Origin of the sequence: Vibrio sp. 1727 (assembly GCF_033344415.1) — a bacterium.
Lineage (GTDB): Bacteria > Pseudomonadota > Gammaproteobacteria > Enterobacterales > Vibrionaceae > Vibrio > Vibrio alginolyticus.
On sequence record NZ_JAWPOT010000014.1, the window covers coordinates 38,748 to 58,933 of the forward strand.

Below are 20,186 nucleotides of genomic sequence, written 5' to 3' on the forward strand. Positions count from 1 at the left end.
CGCTCAATGGGTAAGCCCAGAGCAAAAAGTGTTTTTACCATATGTCCGCTGCAAGGACGCAGATTTTCAGCCGGGTTTAGTTACCCGGCTTTTTTTATAGTAATAGAAAATGTCAGCTGTCACCCCAAGCTCTCTGTTACAACTGGCTTGTTACTTCGCTTAGCAATCCAGTACGCAACGCTACCCCAAAGCACGGTGAGTGCCCAAAGCGCCGTCCAATGTGGAGCGACTTGTTGCCAGGTTGCCCCCATTTGGTTTAGCGCTAAGAAAGCTTTTATCGCCCAAGTGCTTGGGCTTAAATCAGCAATCCATAATAAGGGAGTAGGTATGGCTTCAATCGGCCAAATAAAACCAGCCAAGAAAATGAGCGGCATAGAGCTCACTAGGACGACTAAGGTGACAAGTTCACGCCGAGGTAATAAGTAACCTAGCCAGAAGCCTAGTCCGCAACAACCTAAAAAGAACGGTAACAACATAGCCAGCAATTCGCCCGCGTTGGCGATATGGTTTACGTTTAAGCGTTCGAAGCTAAAACCAAAATAATAGGCGCCGAGTAAATAATAAATTGCCACAAATACTAACGTTCTCACAAGCAGCAGCGATCCCGTTGATACTTGTGACCAATAGCCACGACCATGATGCTGTGTTCCCGTTTGCAATCCAACCGCCATGATCAACGTTTGTTGTAAAATCAGAACAAATACTGCCGGCACTACGTATTCGATGTAACCCATGGTTGGGTTGAACGTCGGTTTCATATTAAGCTTAATAGCAGAGTAATTATGGCTAGCCATACTCATGGGCACACCATCTATCACCATTTTACTGACTTTCACTTGGGCCCCTAATGTGCCTCCCGCTTGGGCCAATCCTTCTACCACGGTTCCGTACACGAGAAAATACGAGGCGTCCGCAGCGTAGGCCAGAGTCGGGCTTTTACCTAGCATTAGGTCTTTGTAAAAGTGTTCTGGTATGACTAAAAAACCGGTGATCTCTCGTTGTAAAAATGCTTGCTTTGCATCGGCAATCGTATGAAGTCGAGTGACTACGTTGACTTGTGGGGTGGCATCAACCATACGTTCCAGCTTTAAACTCGTCTGACTACCATCTAAATTAACAATCGCGATTGGTTGTTCACGAGGCGTTTGTTGTGCATAAGGCAAAGGGTATAAAAACGAGTAAAATACGACACCACCAAACACGGTCAACGTAACGACTGGATTGGTTAGAACGGCCTTAAGTTCCGCTTTAATCAGTTGCCACAATGTCATACCGCCTCCTTCGCTTGGCGTGTTGATGAAGCTGTTCGATGTTTACCCATCAAGGCTGCGGTAATGAGCAGGGGCACAACATAACCAATCATAGGCCATAGCGAGCTTAAAGATTGTGCGGCCGATGCTCCATAGCTTGCTTGACTCACTTGTACTTCAATGTAATGGGTAATCGGCAATAATGAACGCCATGCATAAGCGAGCGTGTTCATCTCAGAAACTGGGAATGTAATTCCCATGAACGCGAAACTTGGAGCCGTAAACGCGCCAGCAAAACTCATCGCACGTGCAGGATCCATCGACAAGAAGAAGAACAACGCTCCCATAATGATACAGGCGATAACCGTCGCCAATTGTGCTAGTAGCATAACCACAAAACTGCCTTCCATTGGCCAATCAAGCACAGAATAAAACCAGTACAAGAACAACGCACCTTGCGCCATAAAGACCGGAATGTACTGACTTAATAGGGTAGTGAGCCTGGCGTATGGCTTTTCGCCCAAAAATGCAAAGCCATTCTTTCCACCATAAATGCGAAAGTGCGCGGCAAGAATCAAAATAGTGCTTACTACAATACATATTTGCCATATGGCTGGCACGATAGCCGTTACCAAAAATTGTGCGTAGTTATTGTTACGGTTAAATAATGCGGTTATTTGTGTCGACACGGGTACAGCCTGTCCAGCCGCTGCTAACGTTGTGGTGTTACCCTTAGCCAAGTTTCCCATTACTTCAACCTGAGCGTCGAAATAGCCTTGTGCTTGCGCAACGGCAGAGTTGATCAGTTTCGCTACCAAAATGTACTGACTGTTGTAAAAGACAGAAAGTTGAGGTTGGCGGTGCTGGAGAATATCTTGGTCGAACTTAGATGGGATGACCGCGTAAGCGTAGATATCGCCTTCAATCATCGCATTTTTTGCTTCGCTTGCACTGGTGTAGTGATAGTTAACAGCCAGACTCGACGACGCATCCAAAGATTGAATGAGCTTTCGAGAAAGTTGGGAATGTTGTAGATCAACCACACCGATTGGCAGATTCCGAGCAATGCCCGCAGAGAACACTCCCCAAATCATCATCGCGAGCAAAATCGGTATCCAAGTAAGGCACGAAAGCAACCACCTGTCTCGTCGTAAGATATGCCGCTGTGAAATCTTAATCGTCATAGCATTAACCTAGTGGTTGTGATTAAAGTTCAACGACAACACTCATTCCCATACGCAGTTCAGGTTCGGGTTGAGCTGGACGAGCTTCTACTTCAAAGGTACGAAGATCAAAACCTTGAGAAGCATCGGTTGCTCTCCACGTTGCAAAGTCACCCATAACGGCAACATGCGTTACTTTGAACTCAACATTTTTGTTTAAGGCAGGCAAATAGGCATCAAAGGTTGCTCCTTTTTTAAAGTGTTGAAGGTAATCTTCACGCACATTAAGTGTCGCCCAGGCATCTTCTGTATCTATCACAGTAACAACCGGGAAGCCCTGAGGTGCTAATTCACCACTTTGAAGTAGAACTTGAGAGACTTCGCCGTCAAACCAGCTGTAGATCTGAGTATCTTTCGCGTACGCTTCTACTTCGGCTACGGCACCTGATGCCATGCGCGCTTTTTCCGCCGCAGCCACTTTGGTTTCACTTCTAGCGCCTTCTTTTGCCATTTCGTACATTTGAAACGCGGCACTTTCTGTGTATTTCGCTGCTTGCCACTGAGTTAAAGCTTCATCGCGTTTTTGTTCTGCAACCACGCCATCGTTATAAAGGTTATTCACACGATTGTAGGTTTTTTCCATTAAATTCGCAGCGGCTTTGGCTTTCATCCACTGATCTTTTGCTGCTTGGATTTGTTGCTCACGTGCGCCTTTCTCAGCTTCTTGAGCTAAGGCGTCCGCCGCTTTTTCACCTGCTTTTGCTTGTTCTAACTTCGCTTCAATTTCAGGACTATGAAGGGTAAAAATAAGCTGACCTTTCTCTACATCGTCGCCTTTACGTACCATTACCTCATCAATACGCCCTGGGACTTTTGAGGAAATGCTGTATTGCTGGGCTTCAATTAATCCCTGTAAGCGGATCGGTTCCGGTTGATAGGCTTGGTAAAATTGATACCCAACCCAAGAGGCAACACCCAAAGCACAAAGTGAGAGTAAAACGGGTTTTAGTGATTTAGCTGCCATGATTTATTTCACCTCTTTGGATGTTGAAGCAGGGATATAAGCGGTATTTTGATATTGTTCGAAGCTGTTCATTTCACTGCTCAATGCGAGTAGCTTGGTTAAAGATATTAAATAGCGGAAACGCGCCGCTGAACGCTGTGTTTCTATACTCGCGACATAAAGTTGTGCATCCACAACATCCAGAGAAGACGACAGACCCTGAGTAAATGCTTTTTCACGCAAGCGCAGATTTTCGTTAGCGAGTTCAATGCTAGATGCGAGCCCTTGTACTTCATCAATGGCTTGCTGAGCCTCCAAGTATGTCTTTTGGACTAACAGCGATAAGTCTTGTTTGGCTTGGGACTTTAATGAGTCGACCTGCGAGACGACGCTTTGAGCGGCTTTGACTTTTTCGCTTCGCCCTGATGATTCAATCAGTGGAATGCTGACACCAACACCAACTAACCAGTCAGGCTTCATTTGGCTTGCGAGAGAATCGTCTTCATACAAGCTGTAGTCGCCGTAAAGATAAACTTCAGGGTAGTATTTCCCTTTTTCTGCTTTGATTAAGCTAGAGGCTTGTTTGTGTTTAGCGCTCAGAAGTTCTAACCCCGGATAGGTAAGCAACGTTTGATCGATAAAAGCAGTAAGAGGGGGAAGACTGTCGTTGATAAACAAAGATTCAGCGGGCTCTACGGCATCATCTTGTGCGAGTAATTTACCTAATGCAGCCTGAGCGATACTCAAATCGCTGGCTGCTTTACGTGTTTCTACAGATGCTTTATCTAAAGAAGCCTCGGCTTGCAGGCGCTCAACGTGCGCGATTTGTCCTTGCTCTTCAAGCTTAATGGCAAAATCTCGATGCTTTTTTAGCCCAGCTTCAACTGCTTGCCGCGTTGCGAGTACTTCCTTTGCCAGTACGACAGAAAAGTAGTACTTCGATAAATCTTCAAAACGCGCTTGTTGTTCCATTAAAAGCTGACTTTTCGCCTCATCCGTTTTGCCTTCTGCTGCTGATTGAGCCGCAGAAATTCGACCACCAGTAAAAATTGGCCAAATGGCACGAATAGACGAAGAGAAAATATCGCGCTCGGTTATGGTCGAAGTGGTATTAGCTAAGGCACCAAAAATAGGCTGAAAAGCAGGAGGTACGTTAATGTGTGCTCCTGTGCTGTCTAGGATCTGTTTTCCCGAAAGCGTGATATCGGTATCTAAACGCGTGTAATTCGCGCCAATAGTAACCTGAGGTAAGTTGAGATTGCTGGTGGCACTCTCTTGGTATTGGTAGTTCTCGACGTTTGAGCGTTGAGCTTTAAGAGAATAGTTGTTTTCTAGCAATAGCTGCCATGCGGTATCAAAAGTGATCGGTGCCGCATGACAGGCAAGGGAAATCGAGCTGCTAAGTAAGCCCAGTATCCAAAACTTTCCTGTTTTTTTCATAATGGCTGCTTTGTCGTAGAGTATTAGCTCTAATATAAAGGATTCGTAACTGAGTGTTAAGTAGGAGGGAAAATTGGGCAGTAGTATGCGCCCAGTTATATTTGTGCTGGGCGCGGGAGATGTTACAAATTTATTTCGTATATGGACAGTGAAACTCCGCTCTCCACTCGAGCTGACGAGAACCTCGCATCGTATTCAATAGATCTTTTCCACTCATTTGAGGGAACGATAACAGGACTTTGAGATCAGAAGTACCGCCTCCGTTCTTTTCATAAGCCCTGACGTGTGTAAATGTTGAATACATATTCTCTGACAGCATCGCCTTATTCAGGCATATTCCAAAGGTATCGCGTTCCATGTTTGGTGTTCCTTCTAACTATAAATGCACCTCTGTTTATAGTTTTCCAGTTTTCAGATGGTGTCTAAGTGTTTGTCATATAGTCAGTATTTGTGTTTTGTTTTATTTGTGTCCAAATCACTGACGTCAATGTTGAGCTTTCAATAGACTTCCAGCTTCACTGCTTTCAAACCGAAACTCTCATTGGTTTCGTTGATTAAAAATTATACGTTGTAAAGTCTAAAAACGCCTCAAAAACCGCTAAAATCGATGTGATCGCGATCATGATTTTAAGGGCAATTTATGTATGGAATTGAGTATCAGAGAGGAATGCTAAATTTGGTGAATGGTTGTAATTTTATGTTTCAGCTCGTCGATTAATTAACCGTAAACTCTGCGGTTTGTTTGCCTTCCTCACAGATTTATCACCGCGACAACGTCATGCTGTTAACTGAGTGTTAACGTTACGCTCAAGAGTGAATCACAAGGATGTATCAATGAGTTGGAAAACCATCAGCTTTCGTAAGCGGATGCTCATTATCATGACGCTATCGGGGTTGATAGAGCTGTTATTGCTTGTCGCCGCGGGGTTCACTTATCTCAAAATCAATCAAGAGCAAGAAATGGGAGAAAAAGCACTGGGTGTTGCCCGTTTTTTAGCGGACTCAGCGGTTGTTCGTGAAATGATCGAAACCCAAAACCCCCAGCCATACCAACTTCGCTTTAGAGAATTAACCGAAGCCATAGGTGCTGCATTCATCGTTATTGGCGACCATAAGGGAGTACGCTTAATCCACCCTGTTGATGAGCGGTTGGGCAAGCCAATGAGAGGTGGCGACAATCGTCGAGCGCTAGAACAGGGGTTGTCTTATGTTTCGACGGCACAGGGCTCGTTAGGTTATTCAGTTCGTGGTAAAGCTGCGATTTTTGACGAGCAAGGGAACATCATTGGTGTGGTTTCGGTTGGCTATTTGCTCGACCGACTGCAAGACCGCATCGAACCATTTTTGGCCTTTTTGATTTTAATGGTCATCGTAGTTGTCGTCGCTAATGCCATTGTATCTAATTATGCGTCGAGAAAGTTTCAGCGCGCCATTTTAGGCTTTGAGCCTGAAGAGATAGGGCGGTTGTACGGCGAATTAGAAGTGACGATGAGCACTATCAAAGAGGGCGTGTTAAGCATTGATGCCCAAGGGATACTTCGCTCGATAAATCGTAGTGCCTGCCAGATTCTCGGTATTGATAGAGAATCAGCGCTCAATAAACCTTTGACTGACACGCTGCGTGATAGCGATCTATATACAGTATTAGAAAGCGGGCAGGAAGATCATGATATTGAAATATTCCTTAATCATAAGCGCCTGATTGCAAATCGCTCTCCAATTTATGTTGATGGAAAAATCGTGGGGGCGGTATCGAGTTTCCGTTTAAGGGATGAAATTAATGATCTAACCGAGCAGCTATCACAAACCAAGGAATATGCAGATTTGTTACGTTCGCAAACCCATGAGCATCGAAATAAGCTCAACACCATTAGTGGGCTAGTACAAATGGGTGAGCTTGATGCGGTGCAAAAGTTAATTGGACAAGAAACCGCACACTATCAAGCAATGATTGAGTTTTTAAGAGATACCGTTAAGGACCCGCTAATTGCAGGCATGTTGCTTGGAAAAACTGAACGTGCTCGCGAGTTAGGCTTACAACTGGTGGTTGAGGAAGGCAGTCGTCTGGAGCCCCTACCTGAGTGGCTAAATTCGGAAGACCTTGTCACAATTTTGGGTAATTTGATTGATAACGCTTTCGATGCCACGTTAACTTCAATTCGCGATGAATCAAATGTTGCGTCAGAACGCAGAAACATTGATGTGTCCGTTAGCGATTACGGAAATGAAGTGATACTTGAGGTGATAGATCATGGCTGTGGCCTCCCAAAAACAGTGGATCCACAAACATTATTTACAAAAGGCATTTCGACGAAATCTCGTCAAAATCGAGGTGTTGGGTTACACCTTGTCAATCAGCTTGCTACTCGATATCACGGCCATGTTGAGATGATACCCAATACAAATTATGGGACAAGAATAACGGTGTACTTACCCAAGGAAGAACAAATATGAGTATGGCGACTCGCGTAATGATCATTGAAGATGATCTGGCTATTGCTGAGCTGCACCACAAATACTTAAGCCAACTGACAGGTTTGGAAGTGGTTGGAATTGCGACCACGAGAATGGAAGCAGAAATGCAACTCGACATTCTTAAGCCAGATTTACTATTGATGGATGTCTATCTTCCCGATGGCACAGGGCTTGAGATACTAAATACACTGCGTGCAAGTAACCAAACGTGTGATGTCATTTTGATTACAGCCGCAAGGGATGTCGATACGTTACAACAGGCGATGAGGGGTGGCGTTGTCGATTACCTGTTAAAACCAGTGATGTTTCCACGTTTAGATGCCGCACTGAAAAAGTATGTGTCCCAACGCCAACAACTAGACATCGTAGAGAGTTTGGATCAGAACCTCGTTGATAAAATGCTGCAGTCTCACGCCAATCAAGACAACTTGCCGAACCGATTACCAAAAGGGATTGATGGTGTAACCCTAGACAAGATCAGAGAGTTGTTCCCAAATGGCAGTGTGCTGACCGCTGATGAGGCAGGTGAAAAAATCGGAGTGAGCCGAACAACCGCTAGACGTTATCTTGAGTTTCTTATCAGTACTGGTGAACTAGAGGCTGATTTAAACTATGGGTCGGTAGGTAGGCCAGAAAGGTGCTATAAAAAAGTGACACGGTAGCGTTTATATTGATGCTCTATGCAAAATAAAAAGCGATGGCTTGTTTTAGAAACCATCGCTTTACAAATTACTGCTGTTCCGTTCTAAGAGGCTAGAAGTTGTATTCTAACATCGCTTCGATAGAGCGCTCAGCGCCAAACCAACAGTTATTTTTGTCGTAACAAGAATAGTATTCTTTATCGAATAGATTGCTTGCAGAAAGCGTGACGCTAGCCCCTTTCATTGATTCAGATACCGTTGAGAAATCGTAACTTGCTGCTAAATCAAACAAGGTGTAGTCCGGTACTTTTTGACTATTCTGTGCATCAATTTGTGCTTCCCCGACATAGCGAACGCCAGCACTGGTACGAAGGCCTGAAAGATTTCCTTCAAAGAAGTAATTTGCCCATAGAGAAGCCGTTTGCTCAGGTACCCAAACCGGCGTTTTACCTTCTTGGTTGTAATAACTGTCCTCGGTAATCTCCATATCGGTATATGTATAGCCTAGAGTGAAATCAGCTTGTGCTGTAACTTGCCATTTTGCCTCAAGTTCAATACCTTGTGATACCACTTCGCCCGCTTGATAGTTCGGTGCATAAGGATTATTCGGATCGGTCAAGATCGCGTTTTTCTTCGTAATATGGAAGAGTGCTAAGTTACCTGAGATATCACCAGATAATGGGGCGTATTTAAAGCCTAACTCCCATTGATGACCGGTTGATGGCTCAAATGCTTTACCAGAAGAGTCGGCACCCGCAATTGGCTCAAAACTTTCCGAGTAAGTAAGGTATGGCGAGAGACCAAAGTCTAGCTCATACAAACCACCGACTCGGAAAGATACGTTGGTATCGTCTAACTCTTCCTTGCTGTTGGATACTGCTCCTAGATAATCGCTAACGGCGTCTGTATTTGAATCGTATTTATCCCAACGAAGACCTGCAATCATTACAAGTTGGTCGTAACGAACTTGATCTTGGAAATAAACGCCAATCTGCTTCGTTTTGATATCTAAGTTTTGTTTGTATTGGAAATTCAGTGCATTACGATCAATGCTGTTGTGGTCAGGATTAAAAATGTCCTGAGTTAGCGAATACCCAAGCGTGTCTTTGTATTTTACATCTGAATCTAGATACTGATAATCAAGCCCGAACAATAAGTTATGTTCAAAATTTCCTGTTTTAAAGTAGCCAGATAGTTGGTTGTCAATCACAAAGGATTTGGACTTTTCATCGGTTAAATAGGCATTTCGACCAACGGTACGGTTATCCGCTTCAAGTGCACCGTTATATGTGTTTTCCTGATAGGCATCGGCGGTCATGTAGCGGGCATTCTGTAGAAATTGCCAATTGTTGTTAAAGTCGTGTTGGACTTTGTAACCCATCATCAGAACTTCGCGTTCGTAAGTGTTCCAGTCCTCATCCCCCAAATAAGTGCTTGGTGACATCGAGCCAAGTGGGTTTTTAATCACTGAGCCAGACGCAGGCACAGTCGTGTAGATACCTGCTGATGGATCATTTTGATAGTAAACATTCACGTTCACTAATGTGCTTTCTGTCGCTTGCCAATTGAAAGATGGGGCGAGTACATAACGTTCATCTTCAGACGTATCGGCTTGACCATCTCGCTGTTTTGCCAGGCCGACGATACGGTAATCCACATTAGAATCACCAATTTGTCCTGTGGTGTCGAACGTCAGTTCTTTTAGGCTGTTAGTCCCTGTACTAATCGAGACAGAGTGCGAGGGTGTTGACTGAGGCGCCTTGGCGATAATGTTGACCATACCTCCTGGTGGAATATTGCCGTAAAGAACAGACGTTGGCCCTTTAAAAACCTCGATTTGCTCAAGAGCAACGGAATCGACCTGCGGTTGAAGGTTCCAACCGTTGTACAGCAAAGGAAGACCATCATAAAAGTTGGTGTAGTTAATAAAACCACGAATATTGAATAGGTCAAGTCGGGAAACGGCACCACCACGCAATTCTGTATTTACGCCAGGCGCATAACGCAATGCTTCGCTCACCGAGTTTACGCCGCGTAGGTCCATGTCATCTTTAGTGATTACCGTGATCGCTTGCGGTGTTTCCTCCGGTTCTAAAACGGTTTTAGTTGCGGTGTTTCGGTATGTTTCTCCTAGCACCGTAATCGTTTCGTGTTGGAATACGCTCTCAGTCGCATTGGCGTGGCCAGCGAGCAATGCGGATACGACGATAGCAACCGCTGAACGATGAAATCGAATCGGACTTTCCATATTTATAAATTCCACTACTTTTTCTATTTATTGATAATGATTGTTATTTGTATTCTATATTCAAAGAAATAGGAAAAGTTAACAATTTGGTGCAAAACACTAATCTTTGGAACGTATTCTTCTGTTCTTAGGTTTTAAAGATAGCGCGTCGTTTGGCTCGACAGGAATCCAATACTGCATTTGTGCTTGTTCGCTATCAACATCATAACCTTCTGGATAAAGCTCTAACTCATAACCATCGATAGCATGATAATTAGAGTAGGGTAGCCAATGTAAAATAAACCATTCCAGCGTTGAGGCGAGCTCTGATGCTTTGCCTATGTGTGTAATGACGGCGTAGGTTTGCTCAGGAACAGCCAAGAGGTCTAACCCCGAGTTGGAAGAGTTCGTTGATCTTGATGCGTTTACTGTTGGACTACACTCATAACCTGCCCAGTACTCAAGTTGTTGGTTGTTTGAATACGCTTGCGTCACATCAATCACGCCAAAGTAAGTACTTTCCGAATTATTAAGGTTTTCAGATGAATAAAGACGTGACCAAAGTGACGGTACTTTGGATTGGAAATCGGGCGTAGCAGAAAACAATCCGTGAATAGGTTCATGATAACCAGCAAGTTCAAAAGCCGGTTTTGTTTCTATTCGAACTTCAATAAAGCGCTGATGTTTTTTCTCTTCTTTTGGTGTCTTACGCAGCGTCAAAGGTTGTCTCAACCCGGAGAGTTGTTGCGTTTTTCGATATTCACGGGGGCTTTTTGAAAACATATTCCTGAACGCTCGGCTAAATGCGTGTTCAGATGTAAATCCCATTTCTATCGCTATATCTAACGAGCGGTCAGAAGTATGGATTAAGCGCTCAGCCGCAAGGCTAAGTTTAAGCTCTCTGATATAGTGAGCGACGGATACGCCAGTGTGTTGTTGAAATACGCGTTGCAGTTGCCAGCGCGACCAACAACTTGCTTTCGATATTTCATCTACGCTCAGAGTGCTGTCTAAGTTGGTGTGAATGTAGTCAAGCACCGATTGTATTCGGTTTATGGGATGTGGGTTAATGGCGCTTGATTTCATGGCGTTCTACTTTCACATTAATAGTGATTTCATTATCTTTAATTGAGTATCATTATCAATAGGATGATGAAATAAAAAGTAAGTAACACAGATCACGATAAAACTGTAATGGCTTGCAAGGATGAGTAATTATTGCCCATATTAGAGTTTTTGCTTAAATTTTGGAGCGTTCAGATGAAACTTTTTTTATCAATAAAATACAATCGCTTATGACGTTTTGTGCAACTTATTTAAACGTTTGCACTGGCAAGTGTTGATGTAAATCAAATAGTCGTAGACAATATTGCCCCGTGTCGGACTCTCCTCCAGCGAGTACAGTGTGTACTTTTGAGACATAAGTGACTTAAATGACCTCAATACGTCGTGTTTCCAAGAATCGGAAATGCAACTTCTTAAGGTTCTTTGGGCCCATAGACTTTACCTATCAACGTAATAGGTAAGACCAATTTTCTATTTTGAGGTGCCATTGATAGGGTTGGCTCATTCTCTAGCCGTATCCGGGCACACAATAAGTACCTCGTTTTTAAGGGAAAGATGATGGTAATACCAGAAAACAGCAGCATCGTTATTTTTGGTGCTTCAGGTGACCTTACGTACCGTAAGCTCATTCCTGCTTTATACCACCTCTACGCGAACAAGCAGCTTCAAGAGAATTTTGCCATTCTGGGTGTAAGTCGCACTGAATACAGTGATGAGTCTTACCGCGCGAAGCTGAAAAAATCGCTTCAGGAAATGGAAAAGACTGAGCCAGAAACGCTTGATGCATTTATTAACCATCTGCACTACCAAGCAATTAATACTTCTGACACACAAGATTACGGTAAGCTATCTTCTCGCTTAGACCAACTTGCGGACGAATATCAATTCGAGCAACGCAATACGCTTTTTTACTTAGCAACCCCACCAAGTTTATACAGTGTGATCCCTGCAAGTCTTGCAGCACATGGTCTTAACAGTGAAGAGGATGGCTGGAAACGCCTGATCATTGAGAAACCATTCGGCTATGATCTTGAATCGGCGCGTATTCTGGACAAAGAAATTCACGAGCACTTCCAAGAGCATCAAATCTACCGAATTGACCATTACTTAGGTAAAGAAACGGTACAAAACCTACTTGTGCTTCGTTTCTCTAATGCGATGTTTGAGCCGCTTTGGAACCGTAACTTCATTGATTACGTTGAAATCACAGGCGCAGAATTCCTTGGCGTAGAGGAGCGTGGTGGTTACTACGACAACTCTGGCGCTGTGCGCGACATGTTCCAAAACCACTTGCTACAAGTATTAGCAATGGTAGGTATGGAACCACCAGCGCAAATCAATGCAGACTCGATGCGTGATGAAGTGGTAAAAGTGCTTCAATGCCTAAAGCCATTAGACGAAAACGCTCTGCGCAATGACCTAGTATTAGGCCAATACACGGCGTCTGAAGTTCGTGGGCAAAGCCTACGCGGCTACCGTGAAGAGCCGGGAGTTGCAGACGATTCTCGTACAGAGACTTACATCGGTTTGAAAGCGTACATCAACAACTGGCGTTGGAATGGCGTGCCATTTTACGTGCGTACTGGTAAGCGTCTTCCAACACGCGTTACTGAGGTGGTTATCCACTTTAAACAAACACCGCATCCTGTGTTTGGTCAAAACGCACCAGAAAACAAGCTGATCATTCGTATTCAACCAGACGAAGGCATTCAAATGAGCTTTGGCTTGAAAGAGCCAGGCGCAGGCTTTGAAGCGAAGGAAGTGAAAATGAACTTCCATTACGCTGACCTGCAAGAAACGCAAATGCTAACGGCATACGAGCGCCTTCTACTTGATGCTTTGAATGGTGATGCTACGCTATTTGCACGTAGTGATGCGGTGGAAGCGTGTTGGCAATACGTACAGCCAATCTTAGATTTTAAGCAAGATCCACAATCCCTCTTCGGGTACGCATGCGGCACTTGGGGACCTAAAGAGTCAGATGACTTGTTACAGCGTGATGGTCGCGCTTGGCGTTTCCCATGTAAAAACTTAACAGATACGGATTACTGTGAACTATGATCAACCATAAGATCTACCAAACAGCAGAACAGGTAGTTGAAAGCCTAGCTAACGATATGAAAGCGTTTAGCGAAATGGGCAGACCTGTTCACATCTCTCTTTCTGGCGGCAGCACTCCTAAAATGCTGTTTAAACTACTGGCTTCAGAGGCTTACGCAACCTCCATTCAATGGGAAAACCTCCACTTTTGGTGGGGTGACGAACGTTGTGTTGCCCCTGACGATGCAGAAAGCAACTACGGTGAAGCGAACACATTGTTGTTTAGCCAAGTAAATATTCCTGCAGAAAACATTCACCGCATCCGTGGCGAAGATGAGCCTAAAGCAGAAGCCGAGCGCTTTGCAAAAGAGATGGCAGAGGTGATCCCGAGTGAAAACGGCACACCTGTGTTTGACTGGATCTTATTAGGCGTTGGTGCAGATGGTCATACAGCTTCTCTGTTCCCTGGCCAAACGAATTATGATGATGCGAACCTATCTCTTGTGGCGTCGCATCCTGAATCGGGCCAACTTCGTGTGTCGAAAACCGCACGCGTATTAGAAGCAGCGAAACGCATTAGTTACTTAGTGCTTGGTGCAGGAAAAGCGGACATTGTTGAAGAAATTAACAGTTCACCAGCACACGCACTGCCATACCCAGCGGCTAAGATTCAAGCGAAATCGGGCCTAACGGAATGGTATTTAGACTTAGACGCGGCAGCAAAAATTGCTTAAGACGCTGCTCGTCGATGAAATAAAATTGGAGAGAAACAATGAAAGGTGATATCGGTGTAATTGGCCTAGCAGTAATGGGTCAAAACCTTATCCTAAACATGAACGATCACGGCTTTAAAGTGGTTGCTCACAACCGTACTGCTGCTAAAGTAGACGAGTTCCTGGAAGGTCCAGCAAAAGGCACGAACATCATCGGTGCATACTCTCTAGAAGAACTAGTAGAGAAGCTAGAAACGCCGCGTAAAGTAATGTTGATGGTTCGCGCTGGAGACGTTGTAGACAAGTTCATCGAAGCGCTAGTACCTCTGCTAGACAAAGGCGACATCATTATTGACGGTGGTAACACTAACTACCCAGATACAAACCGTCGTGTTGCTGCACTACGTGAAAAAGGTATCCACTTCATCGGTACTGGTGTATCTGGTGGTGAAGAAGGTGCGCGCTTCGGTCCATCTATCATGCCTGGCGGTGCTGCTGAAGCATGGGAAGCGGTTAAGCCTATCTTCCAAGGTATCGCTGCGAAAACTGACGCTGGTGAGCCATGTTGTGACTGGGTTGGTAACGATGGTGCTGGTCACTTCGTTAAGATGGTACACAACGGCATCGAATACGGTGACATGCAGCTTATCACAGAAGCTTACCAGTTCATGAAAGACGGTCTTGGTATGTCTGCTGACGAGATGCAAGCAGTATTCGCTGATTGGAACAAGACTGAGCTAGACAGCTACCTTGTTGAAATCACGGCTGACATCCTTGGCTACAAAGATGAAGACGGTGAGCCTCTAGTTGAGAAGATCCTAGACACAGCAGGCCAAAAAGGTACTGGTAAATGGACTGGTATTAACGCACTAGACCTAGGTATTCCACTAACACTTATCTCTGAGTCTGTATTCTCTCGTTGTCTATCTGCACTGAAAGACCAACGTGTTGAAGCTGAATCTCTATTCGGTAAGACAATCACTCCGGTTGAAGGCGACAAGCAAGAGTGGGTTGATGCACTACGTCAAGCGCTACTAGCTTCTAAGATCATCTCTTACGCTCAAGGCTTCATGCTAATGCGCGAAGCATCGAACGAGAACGGTTGGGACCTAAACTACGGTAACGTAGCACTAATGTGGCGTGGTGGTTGTATCATCCGCTCTGCGTTCCTAGGCAACATCCGTGATGCGTACGAAGCGAACCCAGACATCGCATTCCTTGGTTCTGATGAGTACTTCAAAAACATCCTACAAGGCAGCCTAGCAGCATGGCGTAAAGTAGCAGCGAAATCTCTAGAGTCTGGTATCCCAATGCCATGTACGATTTCTGCGCTATCTTTCCTAGACGGTTACACAACAGCTCGTCTACCAGCGAACCTGCTTCAAGCTCAACGTGACTACTTCGGTGCTCACACTTATGAGCGCATTGACCGTCCACGTGGTGAATTCTTCCACACTAACTGGACTGGTACAGGCGGCGACACAGCGTCTACAACTTACGACGTGTAATCGTTTTAAGTAAACCGAATAAATATAAAGATATAAAGGGATGCCCAAGTGGCATCCTTTTTTGTGTTTGCTTTTACGGAACTTCGAGAGCGCCTAGGCGCTCTTTTCAGTGGTCGTTTTCTTGTTTTGATAAAACCTGTCTTTTAGGTAGAGAATTGCACTGACCACAAGAGCCACTAAAGAAACAGTAAATAGGGCGTACATGCTGAGAATCCATGCGAATGTGGCCGTCAAGAATGCGATGAAGGAAAACATCCTGCTGAAAGACATTACATGGCCAAGTTTGTTACTTTTCATAAACGCCTCCCGAAGCTAAGTGGGAATAGACAATTGTGGTCATATACCACACTTTAATTGTCTGCTCTTTTGGGACGTTTCACACAAAAAAGTGGCTAAAGATTTCTCAAAAAAGGTGAAATATTGAACTGGTAGACAAATCGTTAAACTGAGTTGCACAGATATGACTTCGGTTGTCTATCACTTCAAAGTTTTTAACTACGCAGATTAAGGGCATGTAGCGCTATTATTATCGTATTCGAACTCTACGATACACAATTGCAAGTGAACCTACACTCGTAAGCTCATCCCTGTCGTCAGTTACAGTAAAAGCTTTTTTCTCTGTTTAACAATACCTTAGTAACTACGGGCAATTAAACCCGTTTTTCGATCGAAACTCAGATTGCACAAAAGGTGAAAAAGAGTGCTAGGTAAGCCTTTAAACTACGCCTATAATTAGCGCCCACATGGAGGATGTTTACTATATGAACATCCTTTATTTTTTGAAACTAGCAACAAGGATCCAGTAAAACATGTTTTTCTGGTTTTGTTTACGTCGACCAAGAAGGTAATTAACACAGCAAATTGAGGTTCTAAGATGACTCTTAACAAGTACTTTGTTTTCATTCCAGCAGAATTGGAACAGGAAGTGCACAAGGACAATCAAGTGATCTCTGAGAAGGAAACTCAACGTCAGGCATTAGTAAAACAGGCACAACAACAAGGCGGCCTGTAAGCTAGGTTTCAAAGAGAAAGAGCACCGCAACGGTGCTCTTTTTGTATCTGAGGTCGTAGAATTAACTTAATATGCCAAGGCTTTTCAACTTTCTGTAAATGGTATTTCGGCTCACACCAAGCATACGAGACGTTTTGCTAATGTTCCCCTGGTTGGCTTGATATGTTTTGAGCAACTTATCTTCGACGGTTGCACGCAGTTCTGAAGTTGGTTCAGCGGATGCTGCCCCTTCTTGAGCTTGGCTGAGTTTCTTACTTAGGTGGGCTGGGACGTGTGTGAGTTCCAATATTTCTTCACCTTGCGCCATTAAGGCGGATACTTTGATTAAACTATCGAGTTCACGCAAATTTCCTGGCCATGAGTAAGACAGCATCAGAGAAAGTAGGTGAGGGCAAAGCTGTTGTTCAGATTCGGCGTGACGCCGATGAATGTTCTCAATCAGTTGTCGTTTATCTTCACGCTCCTCAAAGCGAGGTAGCTCAATGATCAAGCCATTAAGACGATAATACAAATCTTGTCGGAACAATCCTTCGCTGACCAAATGTTCCAGATCTTTATGCGTGGCTGCAATGATTTGTGTATCGACTTGAATACTTTGGTTTGAACCCACGGGAAGCACGGTTTTATCTTGCAATACATGGAGCAACCGGCTTTGAGCTTCCAAGGGTAAATCTGCGATTTCATCCAGAAACAAAATCCCTTTGTGTGCTTGGCGAATTTTTCCCTGATAGCCTTTGCTGTTTGCTCCAGTAAAGGCACCGGCTACGTAGCCAAATAATTCAGATTCAACCAGATCTTTTGGTAGCGCTCCGCAGTTGACGGAAACTAACGGTCCCGTTTTTCTCTGGCTGTTTTTATGAAGCGCTTTCACAAACTCGTTTTTGCCAACACCAGTCTCTCCGAGAATCAACAAACTGATGTCTTTATCGATGACGCGATTGGCTTGCTGCCAACAGTGCTCAACAGCGGAGTCGCCATAATGAAGATCATTGGACGCCGCTACAGCACGAGACTTGACCTTGCTATCTTTATCGGTAAGCGGTTTTGTTTTGAAAACGAAAGGGTGCTCATTTCCCCGAGTGGATAGAATGTCGTCTAAGGATTGCCCAATGATACTTTTTTGCGCAAAAAGTTGAGAGGCTACTTGATTGTGAGCCAAAACTTGTCCGTCTTCATTTGCAATGATAATTCCTTGCCAACCACTATTCAGTAAACCTTTTTCGCACGCTAAATCCACACGAATATGCCCTTGTGGAATCAAGTTAAGTAGTTGATTCTCCACTTGCTGGACCATGTTTTGTACTAGTACTTGCGTTGAGAAGTCATGTCTCTTTTGCTCGCTCGTAATATCTAATACGCCAATGAGGTTACCAAGATGATCGAAAATAGGATTAGCCGAACAGCTAATAAAACGATGGTGTTGGATAAAGTGCTGATCACCAATAACAGAAACGGGCTTTGCTTCAACCAAGGCTGTACCAATGGCGTTGGTGCCTTTGACCTTTTCTTGCCAGCATGCTCCAGAGCTTAGCGAGATTTCCGTCAACTTCTCACGAAATCTAGGCTGTCCCCAACTGCCGATGATGACACCATCTGAGTCCGTCAAAATTAAGCGACTGTCGCTATGAGCAAATAGCTGATTAAACAAAGGGAGCGCAAATTGAGTGACTGCCTCTAGCAAGAAATTGAGTTGGTGACGCCTATCTTGGAGCGTTGCTGGCGTTACTCGAATATCTTCAGGGCGTCGACGCTGTTTTAAACCCGCTTGTTCACTTCTGACCCATGAAGTTGAAAGCCAGTTGTTATCGCTAATGTGTTGAAGTTCCATGACTGTACCATTTTGTCACAGTGAGGGTGTGCCATTTTGGAACACTTGAACATTGGTGTTCACACCATACATCCGCTCAAACATCGCTCACTTGGTTTGTTATCGCTTGGTAATCATAGTTTTACATTTAATTAACAACAAGTGTGGCGTAGTTGGCGTGTGACTTGCGTAATGCTCTTTGTGAACAGTGCGATACGACACTGCAATAACACATTGAACGAGAAACAAAAGGAAGAGTTATGATCTATGCACAGCCAGGTAGTGAAAATGCCATTGTTAACTTTAGATCGCATTACGATAACTTTATCGGTGGGGAATGGGTAAAACCAACGGGTGGTGAGTACTTTGACAATATCTCACCAATCAACGGGCAAGCGTATTGTAAAGTTGCTCGCTCTGGCGAGGAAGATATTAATTTAGCACTGGATGCCGCGCACAACATCAAAGCAAAATGGGCCAAAACTAGCGTGACAGAACGTTCGAACATCTTGCTGAAAATTGCTGACCGTATTGAGCAGCATCTAGAAGAGCTTGCAGTTGCAGAAACTTGGGAAAACGGCAAACCAGTTCGCGAAACCTTGGCGGCAGATTTACCTTTAGTAGTGGATCACTTCCGTTACTTCGCTGGCTGTATTCGCGCACAAGAAGGCAGTGCGGCAGAACTGGATGAGCACACCGCAAGCTACCACTTCCCAGAACCGATTGGTGTGGTTGGTCAAATTATTCCGTGGAACTTCCCAATGTTGATGGCGGCTTGGAAACTAGCACCGGCACTAGCGGCGGGTTGCTGTGTGGTATTGAAGCCAGCAGAGCAAACCCCAACATCCATTCTGGTTCTGATGGAAAAAATCGGTGACCTTCTTCCTCCTGGTGTCATCAACGTTGTAAACGGATATGGTTCTGAAGCGGGTCAAGCATTAGCAACCAGCAACCGCATTGCGAAACTCGCGTTTACCGGGTCTACGCAAGTTGGCAACCACATTCTGAAATGTGCAGCAGACAACTTGATCCCATCGACAGTTGAGTTAGGTGGTAAATCTCCAAACATCTACTTCTCAGATATCTTCGATTACGAAGATGAGTATCTTGATAAGTGTATCGAAGGTACGTTACTTGGTTTCTTCAACCAAGGTGAAGTTTGTACTTGTCCATCTCGCGTACTGGTTCATGAAGCGATTTATGACAAGTTTGTAGAGAAACTGACGGAACGTGCACAGCTGATTAAACAAGGTAATCCGCTCGATACCGATACTCAAGTTGGTGCTCAGGCTTCTCAAGAACAGTTTGATAAGATTTTAAGTTACCTGGAAATCGGCCGTGAAGAAGGCGCAAAAGTGGTCTTTGGTGGTGGAGTGTCAGAACAGCCAGAGTCTATCAACCAGGGGTACTACATTCAGCCAACCATGTTGGAAGGCCACAACAAGATGCGAATCTTCCAAGAAGAAATCTTTGGCCCAGTGATTGCTATCACCAAATTTAAAGATGAGGCTGAAGCGTTGGAAATCGCAAACGACACCGAATATGGCTTAGGCGCAGGTGTTTGGACACGTGATGCGAACGTCGCATATCGTATGGGCCGTAATATTGAAGCTGGTCGAATCTGGATTAACTGTTACCACGCTTACCCTGCACACGCAGCGTTCGGTGGTTACAAAAAATCGGGTATCGGGCGCGAAACGCACAAGATGATGCTGGATCACTACCAGAATACTAAGAACTTGCTGATTAGCTACAGCATCGACCCGTTAGGCTTCTTCTAGTGAAACTAAGTAATTAATAGAGAAAAAGCAGTATGAATCAAAACCCCGAATCTTCGGGGTT

The 20,186-nt window shown here is 44.5% G+C and carries 16 protein-coding genes; 7 read left to right on the plus strand and 9 right to left on the minus strand.

What is annotated here, in order from left to right; genetic code table 11:
* Positions 1–119: 119 nt before the first annotated feature.
* From R8O10_RS14235 to R8O10_RS14255, 5 genes are all read right to left on the minus strand, one after another.
* Positions 120–1,271, minus strand: coding sequence for an ABC transporter permease (locus R8O10_RS14235; protein ID WP_318191500.1), 1,152 nt, complete (start codon positions 1,269–1,271; stop codon positions 120–122).
* Positions 1,268–2,434: an ABC transporter permease gene (locus R8O10_RS14240; protein WP_170893423.1), complete on the minus strand. Its 1,167-nt coding sequence runs from the start codon at positions 2,432–2,434 to the stop codon at positions 1,268–1,270. The genes R8O10_RS14235 and R8O10_RS14240 overlap by 4 nt, the downstream gene beginning before the upstream one ends.
* A gap of 22 nt (positions 2,435–2,456) precedes the next feature.
* A complete protein-coding gene (locus R8O10_RS14245) occupies positions 2,457–3,437 on the minus strand; it encodes an HlyD family secretion protein (protein WP_005377122.1) in 981 nt (326 codons plus the stop codon).
* 3 nt (positions 3,438–3,440) lie between these two features.
* The gene (locus tag R8O10_RS14250; protein WP_158156550.1) at positions 3,441–4,856 is read right to left on the minus strand and encodes a TolC family protein; all 1,416 of its coding nucleotides are present in this window, start codon (positions 4,854–4,856) and stop codon (positions 3,441–3,443) included.
* A gap of 130 nt (positions 4,857–4,986) precedes the next feature.
* The gene (locus tag R8O10_RS14255; protein ID WP_005377125.1) at positions 4,987–5,214 is read right to left on the minus strand and encodes a hypothetical protein; all 228 of its coding nucleotides are present in this window, start codon (positions 5,212–5,214) and stop codon (positions 4,987–4,989) included.
* 476 nt (positions 5,215–5,690) lie between these two features.
* Here R8O10_RS14255 and R8O10_RS14260 point away from each other — a divergent pair, with 476 nt between their 5' ends.
* Together R8O10_RS14260 and R8O10_RS14265 are read left to right on the plus strand one after the other, a co-directional pair.
* Complete coding sequence (locus R8O10_RS14260; RefSeq protein WP_238969910.1) at positions 5,691–7,310, plus strand: sensor histidine kinase; 1,620 nt, start codon at positions 5,691–5,693, stop codon at positions 7,308–7,310.
* Positions 7,307–7,993, plus strand: coding sequence for a response regulator (locus tag R8O10_RS14265; protein WP_167415241.1), 687 nt, complete (start codon positions 7,307–7,309; stop codon positions 7,991–7,993). The genes R8O10_RS14260 and R8O10_RS14265 overlap by 4 nt, the downstream gene beginning before the upstream one ends.
* A 91-nt stretch (positions 7,994–8,084) precedes the next feature.
* Here R8O10_RS14265 and R8O10_RS14270 read toward each other — a convergent pair whose 3' ends face one another.
* The gene (locus tag R8O10_RS14270) at positions 8,085–10,220 is read right to left on the minus strand and encodes a TonB-dependent siderophore receptor (RefSeq protein WP_238969909.1); all 2,136 of its coding nucleotides are present in this window, start codon (positions 10,218–10,220) and stop codon (positions 8,085–8,087) included.
* Between the two features lie 99 nt (positions 10,221–10,319).
* Positions 10,320–11,285 carry a helix-turn-helix domain-containing protein gene (locus R8O10_RS14275; RefSeq protein ID WP_238969908.1) on the minus strand — a complete coding sequence of 322 codons (966 nt, stop codon included), beginning with the start codon at positions 11,283–11,285 and terminating at the stop codon, positions 10,320–10,322.
* Positions 11,286–11,822: 537 nt separating this feature from the next.
* On the opposite strand from R8O10_RS14275, the gene zwf reads away from it, so the two are divergent.
* The 3 genes from zwf to gnd are packed head-to-tail and all read left to right on the plus strand — an operon-like array spanning position 11,823 to position 15,525.
* Complete coding sequence (zwf, locus tag R8O10_RS14280) at positions 11,823–13,325, plus strand: glucose-6-phosphate dehydrogenase (RefSeq protein ID WP_318191512.1); 1,503 nt, start codon at positions 11,823–11,825, stop codon at positions 13,323–13,325.
* The gene (gene pgl / locus R8O10_RS14285; protein WP_017634562.1) at positions 13,322–14,038 is read left to right on the plus strand and encodes a 6-phosphogluconolactonase; all 717 of its coding nucleotides are present in this window, start codon (positions 13,322–13,324) and stop codon (positions 14,036–14,038) included. Before zwf ends, pgl begins: the two co-directional genes overlap by 4 nt.
* A gap of 38 nt (positions 14,039–14,076) precedes the next feature.
* Positions 14,077–15,525 (plus strand): decarboxylating NADP(+)-dependent phosphogluconate dehydrogenase, encoded by a 1,449-nt coding sequence (gene gnd / locus R8O10_RS14290; RefSeq protein ID WP_005377160.1) that lies wholly within the window; start codon positions 14,077–14,079, stop codon positions 15,523–15,525.
* A 93-nt stretch (positions 15,526–15,618) separates the two neighbouring features.
* On the opposite strand, the gene R8O10_RS14295 is transcribed toward gnd, so the two are convergent.
* Entirely contained in the window at positions 15,619–15,822 is a 204-nt protein-coding gene (locus tag R8O10_RS14295; RefSeq protein ID WP_005377162.1) for a hypothetical protein, read from the minus strand.
* Between the two features lie 577 nt (positions 15,823–16,399).
* Here R8O10_RS14295 and R8O10_RS14300 point away from each other — a divergent pair.
* Positions 16,400–16,537, plus strand: a complete 138-nt coding sequence (locus R8O10_RS14300; RefSeq protein WP_238969907.1) for a hypothetical protein — start codon at positions 16,400–16,402, stop codon at positions 16,535–16,537.
* Between the two features lie 61 nt (positions 16,538–16,598).
* Here R8O10_RS14300 and R8O10_RS14305 read toward each other — a convergent pair whose 3' ends face one another.
* On the minus strand, positions 16,599–18,365 hold the full coding sequence (locus tag R8O10_RS14305) for a sigma-54-dependent Fis family transcriptional regulator (protein ID WP_017821352.1): 1,767 nt from the start codon (positions 18,363–18,365) through the stop codon (positions 16,599–16,601).
* Positions 18,366–18,604: 239 nt separating this feature from the next.
* On the opposite strand from R8O10_RS14305, the gene R8O10_RS14310 reads away from it, so the two are divergent.
* The gene (locus R8O10_RS14310; protein ID WP_318191501.1) at positions 18,605–20,125 is read left to right on the plus strand and encodes an aldehyde dehydrogenase family protein; all 1,521 of its coding nucleotides are present in this window, start codon (positions 18,605–18,607) and stop codon (positions 20,123–20,125) included.
* Positions 20,126–20,186 lie beyond the last annotated feature (61 nt).

Bases quoted from the DNA above. Each gene is read 5' to 3' on its own strand.
- R8O10_RS14265 (WP_167415241.1), top strand. From the start codon at position 7,307: ATGAGTATGGCGACTCGCGTAATGATCATTGAAGATGATCTGGCTATT.
- gnd (WP_005377160.1), top strand. From the start codon at position 14,077: ATGAAAGGTGATATCGGTGTAATTGGCCTAGCAGTAATGGGTCAAAAC.
- R8O10_RS14300 (WP_238969907.1), top strand. From the start codon at position 16,400: ATGACTCTTAACAAGTACTTTGTTTTCATTCCAGCAGAATTGGAACAG.
- R8O10_RS14250 (WP_158156550.1), bottom strand. From the start codon at position 4,856: ATGAAAAAAACAGGAAAGTTTTGGATACTGGGCTTACTTAGCAGCTCG.
- R8O10_RS14295 (WP_005377162.1), bottom strand. From the start codon at position 15,822: ATGAAAAGTAACAAACTTGGCCATGTAATGTCTTTCAGCAGGATGTTT.
- R8O10_RS14270 (WP_238969909.1), bottom strand. From the start codon at position 10,220: ATGGAAAGTCCGATTCGATTTCATCGTTCAGCGGTTGCTATCGTCGTA.
- R8O10_RS14310 (WP_318191501.1), top strand. From the start codon at position 18,605: ATGATCTATGCACAGCCAGGTAGTGAAAATGCCATTGTTAACTTTAGA.
- R8O10_RS14255 (WP_005377125.1), bottom strand. From the start codon at position 5,214: ATGGAACGCGATACCTTTGGAATATGCCTGAATAAGGCGATGCTGTCA.
- zwf (WP_318191512.1), top strand. From the start codon at position 11,823: ATGGTAATACCAGAAAACAGCAGCATCGTTATTTTTGGTGCTTCAGGT.
- R8O10_RS14235 (WP_318191500.1), bottom strand. From the start codon at position 1,271: ATGACATTGTGGCAACTGATTAAAGCGGAACTTAAGGCCGTTCTAACC.
- R8O10_RS14260 (WP_238969910.1), top strand. From the start codon at position 5,691: ATGAGTTGGAAAACCATCAGCTTTCGTAAGCGGATGCTCATTATCATG.
- R8O10_RS14305 (WP_017821352.1), bottom strand. From the start codon at position 18,365: ATGGAACTTCAACACATTAGCGATAACAACTGGCTTTCAACTTCATGG.
- R8O10_RS14240 (WP_170893423.1), bottom strand. From the start codon at position 2,434: ATGACGATTAAGATTTCACAGCGGCATATCTTACGACGAGACAGGTGG.
- R8O10_RS14245 (WP_005377122.1), bottom strand. From the start codon at position 3,437: ATGGCAGCTAAATCACTAAAACCCGTTTTACTCTCACTTTGTGCTTTG.
- pgl (WP_017634562.1), top strand. From the start codon at position 13,322: ATGATCAACCATAAGATCTACCAAACAGCAGAACAGGTAGTTGAAAGC.
- R8O10_RS14275 (WP_238969908.1), bottom strand. From the start codon at position 11,285: ATGAAATCAAGCGCCATTAACCCACATCCCATAAACCGAATACAATCG.